Source organism: Pseudoxanthomonas sp. LjRoot143, assembly GCF_964252945.1.
Taxonomy (GTDB): domain Bacteria; phylum Pseudomonadota; class Gammaproteobacteria; order Xanthomonadales; family Xanthomonadaceae; genus Pseudoxanthomonas_A.
On sequence record NZ_CAXUPM020000001.1, the window covers coordinates 3,625,121 to 3,638,508 of the forward strand.

Sequence of the window (13,388 nt, forward strand, 5' to 3'; positions counted from 1 at the left end):
CGCGCCACTACAGCACGCCGTCGCGCTTCACCGCCAGGTAGCGCTCCACCAGCGCACCCGGCAGTTCGTCGCTGGTGACATCCAGCACCATCACGCGATGGCTGCGCAGCGCATCGTGCGCCGCCGTGCGCTGCTCCCGGTAGCGGGCGACCGCGCCGGCATGGATCGCACCCTGCAGGTCATGCACTTCTTCATCGAGGGCATCGTCCAGCGAGGTCTCGCGCAGGCTCGCCACGCAGACCAGGTGCCGCTTCTGCAGCAGGCGCACCGCGGCCAGCAGGTCGTCGATGTCCTCGTCGCGCACGTTGGTGACCAGCATCACCAGCGCGCGACGGCGCTGGCGCAGGCTGAGCTCGGTGGCGGCGGCCAGATAGTCCGTGGCGACCGGGCGCGGCTGCAGGTCGTAGCTGGCGCGCAGCAGCGTATCGATGGCCGCCATGCCGCGTTGCGGCGCGACCCAGCGGCTGTCGCCACCGGCGGCGAACAGGCCTACGCCGTCGCCCTGCCGCAGCGCCAGGTAGGACACCACCAGCGATGCGTTGAGCACGTGATCGAAGTGGCCCAGTTCGTCCTCGCGCGCCATCATCCGGCGGCCGGTATCGATCAGCATGACCAGTTGCTGGTTCTTCTCGTCCTGGTACTCGCGCGAGATCAGCTTGCGTGAGCGCGCAGTGGCTTTCCAGTCGACCTGGCGCAGGCTGTCGCCGACGCGGTACTCGCGCATCTGGTGGAAGTCGGTGCCTTCGCCGCGTCGCCGCTTCAGATGCGCGCCCACCAGGCGCGACGCCTGTTCGGCACTGAACAGCGCGAAGCGCGTCAGCGGCGCGAAATTCGGGTACACACGCACCCGCTGCGGCGCACCGGCGACGCGCGACTGCCGCCACAGCGCCAGCGCGGAACGCAGGCGCAACTGCACGCCCTCGAAGTGCGCATCACCGCGCGCCGCAGGCCGCAGCCGATAGGTGACGCGGGTAGCCGACATCGGGGCCAGCGTCAGCCGGCGCGGCAGGCCCGACGAGGCCCAGCCACCCGGATGCAGGTCGAACACTTCCAGCCGCTGCTTCACCCGCGACTCGAACACCAGCGCGACGTCGCGTTCCATGCCCAGCGGCAGCGCCTCAGGCACCTCGCGCACGGTGTCCGGCGTAGGCCGCCCGCGCAGCCACCAGCCGTCCAGCAGCGCGACCGCCAGCATCGCCGCGCCCACCAGCTGCCATTGCCACAGCGGCCAGCCGAGGAACGGCACGGCCAGGCCTGCCAGTCCCCAGCAGGCGATCAGCGCAATGAGCAGCGGAGCCGGCCTCATTTGCGGGGTGCGTCCACCTTGGCCAGCAGCGCACGCAGCGCATCGTCCGGCGACTGCCCTTCGATCTGCAGCTCGGGCGCGAGGGTGATGCGGTGGCGCAGCGCCGGACGGGCGATGTCGCGCACGTCGTCGGGGGTGACGAAGTCGCGCCCCTGCAGCACCGCCTGCGCACGCGCCGCGCGCACCAGCGCGATGCTGCCGCGCGGACCGGCGCCCAGTGCGATGCCGGGCCACTTGCGGGTGGCCGCGACGATGCGGACCGCGTAGTCGACGACTTCCGGATCCACGCGCACGGCGGCGGTCTCGCGCTGCATCGCGGCGATGTCGGCGGCGCCGAGCACACGCTTCACCTGCGAGAGATCGAAGTCGGCGGCGGTGCGCCCGGTGGTGATGGCATCGACCATGCGCTTCTCGTCTTCCAGCGCCGGATAGTCGATCAGCACCTTCAGCAGGAAACGGTCCAGCTGCGCTTCCGGCAACGGATACGTGCCTTCCTGCTCCACCGGATTCTGGGTGGCGAGCGCGATGAAGGGGGGCGACAGCTGGAACGACTTGCCCTCGATCGTGACCTGGCCTTCCTGCATCACTTCCAGCAGCGCGGACTGGGTCTTGGCCGGGGCGCGGTTGATTTCGTCGGCCAGCAGGATGTTGGTGAACACCGGACCGCGGCGGATCTGGAAGCTCTCGGTCTTCGGGTCGTAGACGGCATGGCCGCTGACATCGCTCGGCATCAGGTCGGGCGTGAACTGCACACGCGCATAGGTCAGCTCCAGCGCCTGCGCCAGCGCGCGCACCAGCAAGGTCTTGCCCAGTCCCGGCACGCCCTCGATCAGCACGTGGCCGCCGGCGAGCAGCGCGATCAGGATCTGGTCCAGCACGTCGGGCTGGCCGATGAAGGCGCGCGAGACTTCCTCGCGCACGGCCTCGACGCGCTCGGACAGCGCATTGGTCGGTGTCGGCGGGAGCGCGGGCGGCGCGGCGGCGGTCTCGTCGTTCATAGGCGGTTTCTCAGTTGGATCAGCAGGGAAATGCGGTCGCGGAAGGCCTGCCGGTCGTGCGAGGCAGGAACGTTGAGGGCGGTGCGGATGCGGTCGGCCGGCTGGCCGGTGCGCTCGGCGATGGCGGCGACCTGCGCCTCGCCGGCGAGCGCGGCGGCGACCGGATCGCGACGGCGCAGGCGCGCCAGGAACGCCTGCCGGACCGCGGAGTACAGCATCACGCCGCGGCCGTAGCGGTAGAGGTGTTCGCCGCTGGCGCGTACGTGCTCGAGCAGCGAGCGGCGTTCGCCGGCCGGCGACGGTACCGGTGGTCCGAAGCGCTGCATGCGCATCCACAACCAGGCGGCCAGCGCGAGCAGCAGCGGCGCCCACACCATCCAGCCCTGCAGGTACAGCGTGCGCCACAACGACGGCATCTCCGCGGCGTAGACCAGATGCATGGTGCCCTGGCGGTAGTTGGGCGCCAGCACCTGTCGCGCCAGCGCGCGATGGGGACCGTCGCGCAGGCCGCCGTTGGGCGGCGCATCCAGCGCTTCGTCCATGAAGCCGCGCGTGGCCGTGTTGGCCAGGAAGTCGAAATCGGCCAGCACGTCGACGTGCCCCTTGCCCGCCGCCACGCGGGCGTAGACATAGCCGTGCTTCAGGTCGCCCCACGCCAGTTCGGGCACGGTATCGTCGAAGGCGAAGCGCCGGCCACGGCAGAACTCCACGTGATGGCCCTCCCCTTCCACCTGGAAGTCCTCGCACGAGGGGGTTTCGTCCACCAGCCAGGCCGACAGCTGGTCCAGCATCGCGGCCTGCGGCGCATCCGGCCCCGTCGTGGCATCGCCGGGCGAATAGGCCGGCGTGCGGATCAGCAGGTGGCCGCCTTCCTCCACCCACGCCAACAGGCGTTCGGCGTCGGACGGCGACAGCACGCGCGGATCGTTGAACAGCAGCAGCGTGTCGCCGCTGGCCATCGGATGATCGTCCAGCATCAGCCGCTGGCGTGCCTGGACCTTCACGCCATCGGCTTCCAGTGTCTTCGCCAGTGCGTACAACGGGTTGTAGGCGGCCTCGCCGGTGGGCGGCAGGTACAGCGTCTTCTCGACGCGATGGAAGGTGTGCCGGAACCACAGCCCTACCAGCGTCAGCAGCACCAGCGCGACCAGCAGCGTCGCGCCCACCACCCGGCCGTTGCGGCGCGCGTAGGTCATGACGCCCACCCGTAGCGCTGCTGCAGGTCACCCACCAGCAGGTCGAACTCGTCCTCGCCCGGCAGACGTTCGGCATAAGCGGCGTACTGCCAGGTGCGCACGATACGGGCGAACACGGTGCGGTCTTCGGCCTGCGGCAGACGCCGCGAGGCACGCAGGCATTCGGCCTCGGTGGCGCCCGGCGGCAGCACGATGTCGACGCGCTGGCTCATGCTTTCGACGCTGGCGCGATAGAGCAGGGCCAGGGCATCGCGCCGACGACCGTCACGCCACAGCGCGCGCGCGGCCGTGGCGATGTCGTCGGGCAGCGCCTCGGGCAACACCAGCGCATCGGACTGCGGTGCGTCGGGAAGCGCCCGAGGGGGCCGCGCCATGCCGCGCATCCATGGCCACCAGTGGCGCGCGGTCGCCAGCAGTATCAGCACCAGTGCACCGGCGACCAGCCACAGCCCCCACTCACCGATGAAGGCCATCACCTTGCCGATACCGGACAACCAGGCGTGGTCGAACTCGGGCGCCTCCTTCGCTTTTCTGTCGCGGGGATCGCGCCGTTCCCAGCCGGACTGCACCTGCCTGCGGTCCAGCAGCGGGTCGCGGTAGGCCCGGTCGGCCGCCTCGCGGAAGGCGCGGTCGTCCACACGCTCGTCGCCGAACACGACGGGCAGCGTCGGCGGCGTCGCCTTGCCGTCTTCTTCGGCGGCGGCCGGCGCCATGGGCGCCGCCGGCGGCGCGCCATGGCGTTCCTGCGCGCCGGCGATGTCCATCCCGCCCAGCCACAGCACCGCCACCAGTGCGATCGGTGCGGCGGCCGCCAGCCGTGAGCGCAGCTTGCGGAACACGATTTCCAGGTCCCACGCCTCGATCTGCGTGCGGCGGTTGAGGTACAGGCCGAAGCCGGCACCGACGTAGAACGGCTCGATCACGCTGATCGCCGCCCACAGCAGCGCGTTCCATGCGAGCTTGAACCAGCCGTTCCATTCGATGGCCGCCACGCGGAACGCCGCCTGCACGCTGTCCGGCAGCAGGTCCTGCGGCAGGTACATCACCACCGCGAGGATGCCGCCCAGCACCAGCACGCCCTGGAACACCAGGCAGATCCAGGTCAGCAGGATCGCCGTGCCGTAGGCCTGTCCGCCCAGCACGCGGCGGCGCTGGCGCAGCCGGTCGCCCTGCACGCCCTCCAGCAGATCGATCGGCATGTACAGCGAGCGCACCGGGCTGAGGCGACGCCACGTGAGCAGGTGCGGCAACGTGCGTGTGCCCCAGTGGAGCTGCGCGCGGAGCGTTTCGCGCGTACCGGGCACGCTGCCGAACACCGCGCGCGACATCACGTACAGCGGGATGCGGTCGAAGGCCGGCTTCAGCCACCACATCAGCAGGGCCGCCAACCAGAACTGGTCTATCCACCACGCGCCGAGGTTCAGCAGTGCGAACACCGGCAGCGTCAGCCAGAGCCAGGGTTTCCAGATCGCCCCGGCGTGCCGGCGCACCAGCGCCATGCCCAGTTCCACGGCCTCCCAGTCCGAGCGAGCGCGCAGGCGGACCGTCAGCTGCTCAATCCTCATCGGCCACCCCGCGCCCGCCCATCCCCAGCCACAGCGCCACCAGCGTCCACAGCACGCCGGACACGCTGTACTTCACGGCGGCGGGGATGGATTGCGTCGACGACCAGAACGCTTCGATGAACGCCGCCACCAGCAGCATGAACGCCACGCCCAGGCATAGCCGCGCGCCCTTCGCGCCCGCCTTCGCCAGTGCATCGATGCGCCGCAGCCGGCCCGGCGCCACCAGGCTCAGGCCGAGCCGCAGGCCCGCCCCGCCGGCCAGCACGATGGCGGTCAGTTCGAACGGGGCGTGCCCGCAGACGAAGCGCCACAGCGGATCGCCGGAACCGATCTGCTGCAGGTGCCCGAACACCGTGCCGATGCTGATGCCGTTGACGATCAGCACGAACAGCGCGCCCACGCCGGCCAGCAGTCCACCGGCGAACGTGCGCAGGCCGATGCCGATGTTGTTCCAGATGTAGTGGCCGAACATCTGCCAGTCGGTCCCGCTTTCGCGGCCGAGCGCGTGCCGTTCGTCGCTCGGGTCGTACATGCGTTCCCACATCGCGACCTGCTCGGGCGAGACGATGCTGTAAACCAGCTCCGGCCGGAACTGCAGCAGCACGAACATCAGCACCAGCGGGAACACGAACACCACCGCCGCCACCCACATGCAGCCTGCTTCGCTGCGCACCAGCCGCGGGAATTCCGCCAGCAGGAAACGCAGGGCACGCTGCCAGCGCGGCGGCGGCGTGCGGTACAGCACGCCATGGCCCTGCTGCATCAGTGCCTGCAGGCGGTCCACGACCACCGGGCTGTAGCCGCGCCGGCGCGCCAGGGCGAGGTGCTGGCAGATGCGGCGGTAGCGCGCGGGCACGTCCTCGTCGGTCAGTTCGCCGGTGTTGCGCTCGCCGCGCGCGCGTCGCGCATTCCCGCCGCGCGCGTGCAGCCACGACTCGAAGGCGAGCCATTCGGCCTGGTGGCGGGCGACGAACTGCTCCTGCCTCATCGCCGCCCCAGCAGCCAGTTGGCCATGCCGTACAGGCGCAGCACGCCGGCCTGCCCCTGCGCGGCGGTGATGGGCTGGGCGAGATTGGCCAGTTCCTCCTGGCGCGACGGGGTCAGCTGCGGCGCGCGCTCGCCGAACGCGACGATCGCGCCCTGCTCCTCCGGCAGCAGCTGCGCCGGCGGCACGAACACCGTGTTGACCGGCGCGGGGGTGTGGTCGCGCTCGCGCCCGACGTGGACCACCAGCGTGCCAGCGACCATGTCGCCCAAGCGGCGCGCATGCGGATCGGCCAGGCAGGCGACCAGGCCGGCGGCATAACCGAACGGCAGCATGTCGACCGTGCGCAGCAGGTTGCGGGTGATCGCCGCCAGCCAGCCCACCGGCGCACCGTCGGCCGACACCACGCGCAGGCCGAGCGCCTTCTTGCCAGGGGTCTGCCCGCGCCAGACCGACTCCAGCACGATCGGGTACGCCCAGAACACCAGGAACATCACGATCAGGTGCAGGCCGGCACCGGCCTCGCCGAACAGCGCCAGCAGCATCGCCATGACGAAGACGATGGCCAGACGGATGCCCAGGTCGATGCCCCATGCCAGCGCGCGCGGTACCGGGCCGGCCGCCGGCAGGTGCAGGCCCACGCCCTCGGGCGTGACGACTTCGCGATAGGTGTCCAGCATCAGCCGCTCACCACGGGCAACGTCCCCAGGGCGGTATGCCGGCCGCAACCGGATCGATGTGGTGGAACCCGACTGTTCCGCTGTCCATGCGCCTTCCCCATGCCTGCCGACTTTAGCCGGACGCGCCATCGTTGCCCAGCCAAGCCCTACACTTCGCGCCATCGTGGACACCGTCTTCTCCTGCCGATCGGGGTGCGCGGCCTGCTGCACCGCGCCGTCGATCACCTCGCCGATCCCCGGCATGCCACAGGGCAAGCCGGCCGGCGTGCCGTGCGTGCAGCTGGACGACGCGTTGCGCTGCCGGCTGTTCGGCAGACCCGAACGTCCCGCGTTCTGCGGCACACTGAAACCGGGGCCCGACATGTGCGGGAACAGCCGGCAGGACGCGATGGCGCTGCTGACCGCCCTCGAACATGCCACCGCGCCGACCACGCTTTCCCCTCCCTAGGAGACATCGCATGCAGCGGACCTGGAACCTGATCCTCGCCGTTGTGGTCGCTGCGACGGTCATCGCGCAGCTCGTGCTGCTGGTCGGCGGCGGGCAGGACGTGAATACGACTGCGGCGGCCGCGCCGGTCCCGCTGGCCACGAAGCTGCTGCGGTTCTTCAGCTACTTCACCGTGCAGAGCAACCTGCTGGTGCTCGCTGCGGCCGTCAGCCTGGTGATCCGCCCCGATCGCGACGGCCCCGTATGGCGGGTGCTGCGGCTCGATGCGCTGCTGGGCATCGCGGTGACGGGCGTGGTGTTCGCGACCCTGCTGTACGACCTGGTGCAGCACAGCGGCATCGGTACCTGGATCAACGCCGGCTTCCACCAGTTCTCTCCGGTGTGGACGCTGGTGGGCTGGCTGTTGCTGGGCCCGCGTCCACGGATCGATGCGCGCACGATCCGCTGGGCATTCGTCTGGCCGGTCGCGTGGCTGGCCTACACGATGGCGCACGGCGCGATCACGGGCTGGTATCCGTATCCATTCCTCAATGCCGACAAGCTCGGCTACGGACAGGTGGGCATCACCCTGGCGATCATTCTGGCCGCCGCGCTCGCCACCGCGGTCGTGTTCCACCTGCTGGAGCGCTGGCTGCCCGCAACGCGCACGCGCTGACCGCGGCTTACGTCACCTGCGAGGAGATCCACCAGGTCGTGCCGCCGGCATCGCGGAAGCCGCCCCGACGGTCGCCATCGCCCTTCTCTTCCGGCGCCTGCACGGCCTCGGCGCCCGCGGCGAGCGCGCGCTCCCACGTCGCATCGACATCGGGCACGTAGAGATGCACGTGGCTGGCGATGGGCGGCCAACCTTCCATGCCATCGGCCAGCATCACCACCGTATCGTCGATGCGGACTTCGCCGTGGCCGAGGCGATCGCCCATCGGATGCATGCGCAGCGGCTCGGCGCCGAACACCGTGACGAGGAAGTCGATCGTGCGCTGTGCGCCGTCGACCACGAGGTACGGGGCCACCGAGGTGTAGCCCTCCGGTTTCCAGGCCATGCGGGCCTCCCAGGCGGCGCGGCATGCGCCGCCGCCGATCATGCCGCAGGCGGTGTCGGCTGCAGGTAACGGTCCTTCAGCTTCACGTAGTGCGCGGCCGAGTAATGCAGGCTCTCGATTTCCTTGTCGGAGAGCGTGCGCACGAGCCGGGCGGGATTGCCGAGCCACAGCTCGCCCTCGCCGACCACCTTGCCCGGTCCCAGGATCGCGCCGGCACCCAGGAAGCCGTATTTCTTCACCGTCGCGCCATCCAGGATGCAGGCACCCATGCCGATCAGGCACAGGTCCTCGATGGTGCACGCGTGGATGATGGTGCCGTGGCCGATGGTGACGTCGGCGCCGATCAGCGTGGGATAGCCGGCCTTGTTGAACGGACTGTGGTGGCTGACATGGACGATGGTGCCGTCCTGCACATTGGTCCGTGCACCGACACGGATGTAGTTGACGTCGCCGCGCAGAATCGTGCCCGGCCAGATGGAGACATCCTCGGCCAGCTCGACATCCCCGATGATCGTGGCGGCGGGATCGACGTAGACCCGCGGCCCGAGGACGGGAAAGCGGTCAAGGTAGGGGCGCAGGGCGGTCAGATTCGGGTCCATGCCCGGATTGTAGTGCGCCCGCCCTGGAACGAAGGCATACACTCGGCCCATGACGACCTTTCCGCATGCCGCCACGACCGCCGCGAACGCGGCCATCACTGCTGCCAACGCCGCGATCACGGCCGCCTCGGCGGACACTGCGCCCCGCGCCGGCAACGGCACCCGTGCCCCCGACGGCGATACGCCGGTTGGGGACCTTGCCCCCGTGCTGCAGCGGTTGCGCGACACCTGGCAGGCACGCAAGCCCGACTACGCCCAGCGCCGCGACGACCTGCGGCGGCTGCGCGACGCGCTGAAGCGCCGCCTGCCGGAGATGGCCGACACCGTCGCCGCCGATTTCGGCCACCGCTCGCGGCACGAATCGCTGATCGCCGACGGCATGACGGTGCTCAACGAGATCGACCACCTCGCCTCGCACCTGCGCCGCTGGATGAAGCCGAAGCGGGTCGGCGTGGGCTGGCGCTTCTGGCCGGCGCGCGCCGAGATCCGGCAGGAACCCGTCGGCGTGGTCGGCGTGATCGCGCCGTGGAACTACCCGGTCAACCTGGCGCTGATTCCGTTGGCGACCGCGATCGCCGCCGGCAACCATGTCTACCTGAAACCGTCGGAGCACACGCCGCGCACGACCGCGTTCCTGCGCTCGCTGCTGACGGAGGTGTTTCCGCCGGAGCGCGTCAGCGTGGCCGCCGGTGGCGCCGACGTGGCGGGCGCGTTCGCCGCGCTGCCGTTCGACCATCTGGTGTTCACCGGCTCCACCGCCGTGGGCCGCAAGGTGATGGCGGCCGCCGCACCCAACCTGACGCCACTGACGCTCGAGCTGGGTGGCAAATCGCCGGCGATCGTCTGCGACGACTTCCCGGTGGAGCAGGCCGCCGCGCGGCTGGCGACCGGCAAGTGGTTCAACGGCGGACAGACCTGCATCGCACCGGACTACGTGCTGCTGGTCGGCCGCCAGCGACGCGATGCACTGGTGCAGGCGCTGCGCGACCAGGTCGCGGCGCGCTACGGCGACCTATCCGACGCCGGCGACTTCACCCGCATCATCAACGACGGTCAGTTCGCGCGCCTGGATGGCTACCTGGACGATGCGCGCCAGCGAGGCCATGAGGTCGTCCCGCTGGCAGCGAAGCACGACCGCGCACAGCGGCTGTTCGCGCCGACGGTGGTGATCGAACCGGGCGACGATGCGAAGGTGATGCAGGACGAGATCTTCGGCCCCATCCTCCCGATCCGCACGGTCGACTCGCTGGACGACGCCATCGCGTACGTCAACGCACACGACCGGCCGCTGGCGCTGTATCCCTTCAGCCATGATCGCGCACGCGTGGAGAAGATCCTGCGCACCACGCTGGCCGGCGGCGTCACCGTCAACGACACCGTGCTGCATTTCGGCATCAACGCGCTGCCGTTCGGCGGCGTCGGGCCGAGTGGCATGGGGGCGTACCACGGCCGTGCCGGTTTCGACGCGATGAGCAAGGCGCTGCCGGTGCTGTGGCAACCGCGCCGCGCCGGCAGCGACCTGCTGAAGCCGCCTTACTCGAAGGTCGCGCGGTTCATCGACTTCATCATCCGCTAGCCACGCATGCGCAAGCTCCTCCGCAGCAACAGCACCCGCACCGACCTGCGCGTCTACATGCTGTTGCTGGTTGGCGGCATGTTCGTATACGCCGGCCTGACCGTGGACCCGGCCAGCAACTGCGACCCCAGTGGACGCGAGTGTGCCCCGTGGCTGGTGCCGGTGGTCTTCGTGATGGGGTTCGTGTTTGCCGGTGCGGCGCTGGCGATGCTGGTGCATGTGCGTCGCTGGGGCAGCCGGCTGGATCTGGAGGCGCGCACGCTGTGGTGGTGGGACGACGAGATAGCACCTGGCGAACATGCGATCACGCTGGACCGGATCGCGCGGATCCGCGTGCAACGCCCGGACGAAAGCGACGACCGCGTGTTCCTCTACGACCACGACGGTGCGCCGCTACGCTTCCCGCCCGAGCGGGGCGTCCCCTATGACGCCGTGCAGTGGGCGAAGGATCTGGCTACGCACTTCCCGCACATCCGGGTCGATCTGGAAGGCACCTGACGCGGATCGGTATCCTTCGTCGAACTACGCCATGCCCGTTCGTCGAACGGTATGACACGCCACCGACGGACCGCCATGCCGACCACGCCCGCCCCTGCCAAAGCCACCCGCCGCGAATGGATCGGGCTGGCCATCATCGCCCTGCCCTGCATGGTCTACGCGATGGACCTGACGGTCCTGAACCTGGCACTGCCGGCGATCAGCGCCGAGCTCGACCCCAGTGCCAGCCAGCTGCTGTGGATCGTCGACGTGTACGGCTTCCTGGTGGCGGGCTTCCTGATGACGATGGGCACGCTGGGCGACCGCATCGGGCGGCGCAAGCTGCTGCTGATCGGTGCGGCGGCCTTCGCGGCGGCCTCGGTGCTGGCGGCCTTCTCGCGCAGTGCGGAAATGCTGATCGCCATGCGCGCCCTGCTCGGCATCGCCGGCGCCACGCTGGCACCGTCGACGATGTCGCTGATCCGCAACATGTTCCATGACGAGCACGAACGCCAGTTCGCCATCGGCGTGTGGATCGCGGCGTTTTCGGTCGGCGGCGCCATCGGTCCGCTGGTCGGCGGCCTGCTGCTGCAATGGTGGTGGTGGGGCGCGGCGTTCCTGGCGGCGGTGCCGGTGATGGTGCTGCTGCTGGTGCTGGGTCCGAAGCTGTTGCCGGAATACCGCGACCCGGACGCCGGCAGGCTCGATCCGCTCAGCATGGTGCAGTCGCTGTTCGCGGTGCTGGCGGTGGTCTATGGCCTGAAGCGCATCGCCGAATACGGCGTCGATCCACGCGGCATCGCCGTGCTGCTGGTGGGCGTGGCGCTGGGCGTGCTGTTCGTGCGGCGGCAGAAGCACCTGGCGTATCCCTTCCTCGACGTCACGCTGTTCCGCCGGCCGGCTTTCTCCGCGGCGATCGTCGCTTATGCGCTGGCGGGCCTGTCGATGATGGGCGTGTACATCTTCATGACCCAGTACCTGCAGCTGGTGCTCGGGCTGACGCCGTTGCAGGCCGGCATCGCGACGATTCCGTGGTCGGTCTGCTTTACCGTTGGGTCGCTGCTGGCACCGCGTCTGGCACGACACTGGGGGGCGCGACGGGTGATGGTGCGTGGCCTGTTGTTCGCCGCGCTGGGCTTTGGCATCACTGCGCTGGTCGTGCCGCCCTACGGCCTGTGGATCCTGATCGCCGGCATGCTGGCGATGAGCCTGGGCATGGCGCCGGTGTTCACCGTCGGCAACGAGCTGATCATCACCACTGCACCGCCGGAACGCGCGGGCGCCGCGTCCGCGCTGGCGGAGACGAGTGCCGAACTCAGCGGCGCGCTGGGCATCGCGATCCTCGGCAGCCTCGGCATGCTGGCGTACCGGCTGTGGCTGGATCCCGCCCTGCCGGCGGCGCTGCCCGATGCGGACACGACGCGCGCGCTGTCGACGCTGGGCGGCGCGGTCACCGTCGCGGGCGAAGTCGGCGGGGCGGCGGGGACCGCCATCGCCGATACCGCGCGTACCGCCTTCACCGACGCCATGCGCGCCATCGCGGTGTTCGGCATGGCGATGATGCTGGTCGCCGCCTGGATGGCCGCCCACCTGATGCGCGACGGTGAAGGCGACGGTCACGCCGCATCGGCGCCCGACGGCGTGGCGGATGCCTGATCGACCGTCCTCGCCTAGAATCCCCGCCATGAAGATCGCCAGCTGGAACGTCAATTCCCTCAACGTGCGCCTGCCGCACCTCACGCAGTGGCTGGGCGCGTTCGCACCGGATGTGGTCGGCCTGCAGGAAACGAAGCTGGAAGATCACCGCTTCCCCGATACCGCACTGGCGGAAGCGGGGTACCGCAGCGTGTTCGCCGGACAGAAGACCTACAACGGCGTGGCGCTGCTGTCGCGTGAACCCATCGGCGACGTGCAGGTCGGCATCCCCGGCTTCGAGGACGAACAAAAGCGCGTGATCGCCGCGACGGTCGGCGACGTCCGCATCGTCAACCTGTACGTGGTCAATGGTCAGGACGTCGGCACCGACAAGTACGCCTACAAGCTGTGTTGGCTGGACGCCGTGCACGACTGGATCGCCGCCGAACTGCAGGCGCATCCGAAACTGGTGGTGATGGGCGACTTCAACATCGCGCCGGACGACCGCGACGTGTTCGATCCCAAGGTGTGGAACGACGACCACATCCTGACCTCCACCGCCGAACGCGCGGCGCTGCAGCGACTGTACGCGCTGGGACTGCACGATGCCTTCCGCCTGCACAGCGACGAAGCCAACGTCTACAGCTGGTGGGACTACCGGATGGGCGGCCTGCGCCGCAACCTGGGCCTGCGCATCGACCTGACGCTGGTGTCCGATGCGCTGCGGGCGAGTGCAGTGGAGTCGGGTATCGACCGCGAACCGCGCACCTGGGAGCGGCCAAGCGACCACGCGCCTGCCTGGGTGCGATTGGGCGGCTGAACCGTCGCCGCAGACGGTGCGTCCGGATGAACAAAGGCCCGGCATCGCTGCCGGGCCTTTGCA

At 69.9% G+C, this 13,388-nt stretch carries 14 protein-coding genes; 6 read left to right on the forward strand and 8 right to left on the reverse strand.

Annotated elements, in window-relative coordinates; genetic code table 11:
* Positions 1 to 7 precede the first annotated feature (7 nt).
* The 6 genes from ACSQ1W_RS17540 to ACSQ1W_RS17565 are packed head-to-tail and all read right to left on the reverse strand — an operon-like array spanning position 8 to position 6,730.
* Positions 8 to 1,306 (reverse strand): DUF58 domain-containing protein, encoded by a 1,299-nt coding sequence (locus tag ACSQ1W_RS17540; protein WP_436045014.1) that lies wholly within the window; start codon positions 1,304 to 1,306, stop codon positions 8 to 10.
* Entirely contained in the window at positions 1,303 to 2,304 is a 1,002-nt protein-coding gene (locus tag ACSQ1W_RS17545; protein ID WP_225589540.1) for an AAA family ATPase, read from the reverse strand. The genes ACSQ1W_RS17540 and ACSQ1W_RS17545 overlap by 4 nt, the downstream gene beginning before the upstream one ends.
* On the reverse strand, positions 2,301 to 3,500 hold the full coding sequence (locus ACSQ1W_RS17550) for a DUF4350 domain-containing protein (RefSeq protein ID WP_436045017.1): 1,200 nt from the start codon (positions 3,498 to 3,500) through the stop codon (positions 2,301 to 2,303). Before ACSQ1W_RS17550 ends, ACSQ1W_RS17545 begins: the two co-directional genes overlap by 4 nt.
* A complete protein-coding gene (locus tag ACSQ1W_RS17555) occupies positions 3,497 to 5,065 on the reverse strand; it encodes a DUF4129 domain-containing protein (RefSeq protein WP_436045019.1) in 1,569 nt (522 codons plus the stop codon). The genes ACSQ1W_RS17550 and ACSQ1W_RS17555 overlap by 4 nt, the downstream gene beginning before the upstream one ends.
* A complete protein-coding gene (locus ACSQ1W_RS17560) occupies positions 5,055 to 6,053 on the reverse strand; it encodes a stage II sporulation protein M (RefSeq protein ID WP_436045021.1) in 999 nt (332 codons plus the stop codon). The genes ACSQ1W_RS17555 and ACSQ1W_RS17560 overlap by 11 nt, the downstream gene beginning before the upstream one ends.
* The gene (locus ACSQ1W_RS17565) at positions 6,050 to 6,730 is read right to left on the reverse strand and encodes an RDD family protein (protein ID WP_436045023.1); all 681 of its coding nucleotides are present in this window, start codon (positions 6,728 to 6,730) and stop codon (positions 6,050 to 6,052) included. Before ACSQ1W_RS17565 ends, ACSQ1W_RS17560 begins: the two co-directional genes overlap by 4 nt.
* Before the next feature lie 163 nt (positions 6,731 to 6,893).
* On the opposite strand from ACSQ1W_RS17565, the gene ACSQ1W_RS17570 reads away from it, so the two are divergent.
* Complete coding sequence (locus tag ACSQ1W_RS17570) at positions 6,894 to 7,178, forward strand: YkgJ family cysteine cluster protein (protein ID WP_436045024.1); 285 nt, start codon at positions 6,894 to 6,896, stop codon at positions 7,176 to 7,178.
* A 10-nt stretch (positions 7,179 to 7,188) separates the two neighbouring features.
* Positions 7,189 to 7,833: a Pr6Pr family membrane protein gene (locus tag ACSQ1W_RS17575; protein ID WP_436045026.1), complete on the forward strand. Its 645-nt coding sequence runs from the start codon at positions 7,189 to 7,191 to the stop codon at positions 7,831 to 7,833.
* Between the two features lie 7 nt (positions 7,834 to 7,840).
* Here ACSQ1W_RS17575 and ACSQ1W_RS17580 read toward each other — a convergent pair whose 3' ends face one another.
* Positions 7,841 to 8,218 carry a VOC family protein gene (locus ACSQ1W_RS17580; RefSeq protein ID WP_436045028.1) on the reverse strand — a complete coding sequence of 126 codons (378 nt, stop codon included), beginning with the start codon at positions 8,216 to 8,218 and terminating at the stop codon, positions 7,841 to 7,843.
* A gap of 38 nt (positions 8,219 to 8,256) precedes the next feature.
* Complete coding sequence (locus ACSQ1W_RS17585) at positions 8,257 to 8,817, reverse strand: gamma carbonic anhydrase family protein (protein ID WP_436045030.1); 561 nt, start codon at positions 8,815 to 8,817, stop codon at positions 8,257 to 8,259.
* 49 nt (positions 8,818 to 8,866) lie between these two features.
* Between ACSQ1W_RS17585 and ACSQ1W_RS17590 the strand changes: the two genes are divergently transcribed.
* From ACSQ1W_RS17590 to xth, 4 genes are all read left to right on the forward strand, one after another.
* Positions 8,867 to 10,393: a coniferyl aldehyde dehydrogenase gene (locus ACSQ1W_RS17590; protein ID WP_436045032.1), complete on the forward strand. Its 1,527-nt coding sequence runs from the start codon at positions 8,867 to 8,869 to the stop codon at positions 10,391 to 10,393.
* Positions 10,394 to 10,399: 6 nt separating this feature from the next.
* The gene (locus ACSQ1W_RS17595; protein WP_436045034.1) at positions 10,400 to 10,891 is read left to right on the forward strand and encodes a hypothetical protein; all 492 of its coding nucleotides are present in this window, start codon (positions 10,400 to 10,402) and stop codon (positions 10,889 to 10,891) included.
* Positions 10,892 to 10,966: 75 nt separating this feature from the next.
* Positions 10,967 to 12,526: an MFS transporter gene (locus ACSQ1W_RS17600; protein WP_436045035.1), complete on the forward strand. Its 1,560-nt coding sequence runs from the start codon at positions 10,967 to 10,969 to the stop codon at positions 12,524 to 12,526.
* A 28-nt stretch (positions 12,527 to 12,554) separates the two neighbouring features.
* Positions 12,555 to 13,325: an exodeoxyribonuclease III gene (gene xth, locus ACSQ1W_RS17605; protein WP_436045037.1), complete on the forward strand. Its 771-nt coding sequence runs from the start codon at positions 12,555 to 12,557 to the stop codon at positions 13,323 to 13,325.
* Positions 13,326 to 13,388: the final 63 nt, after the last annotated feature.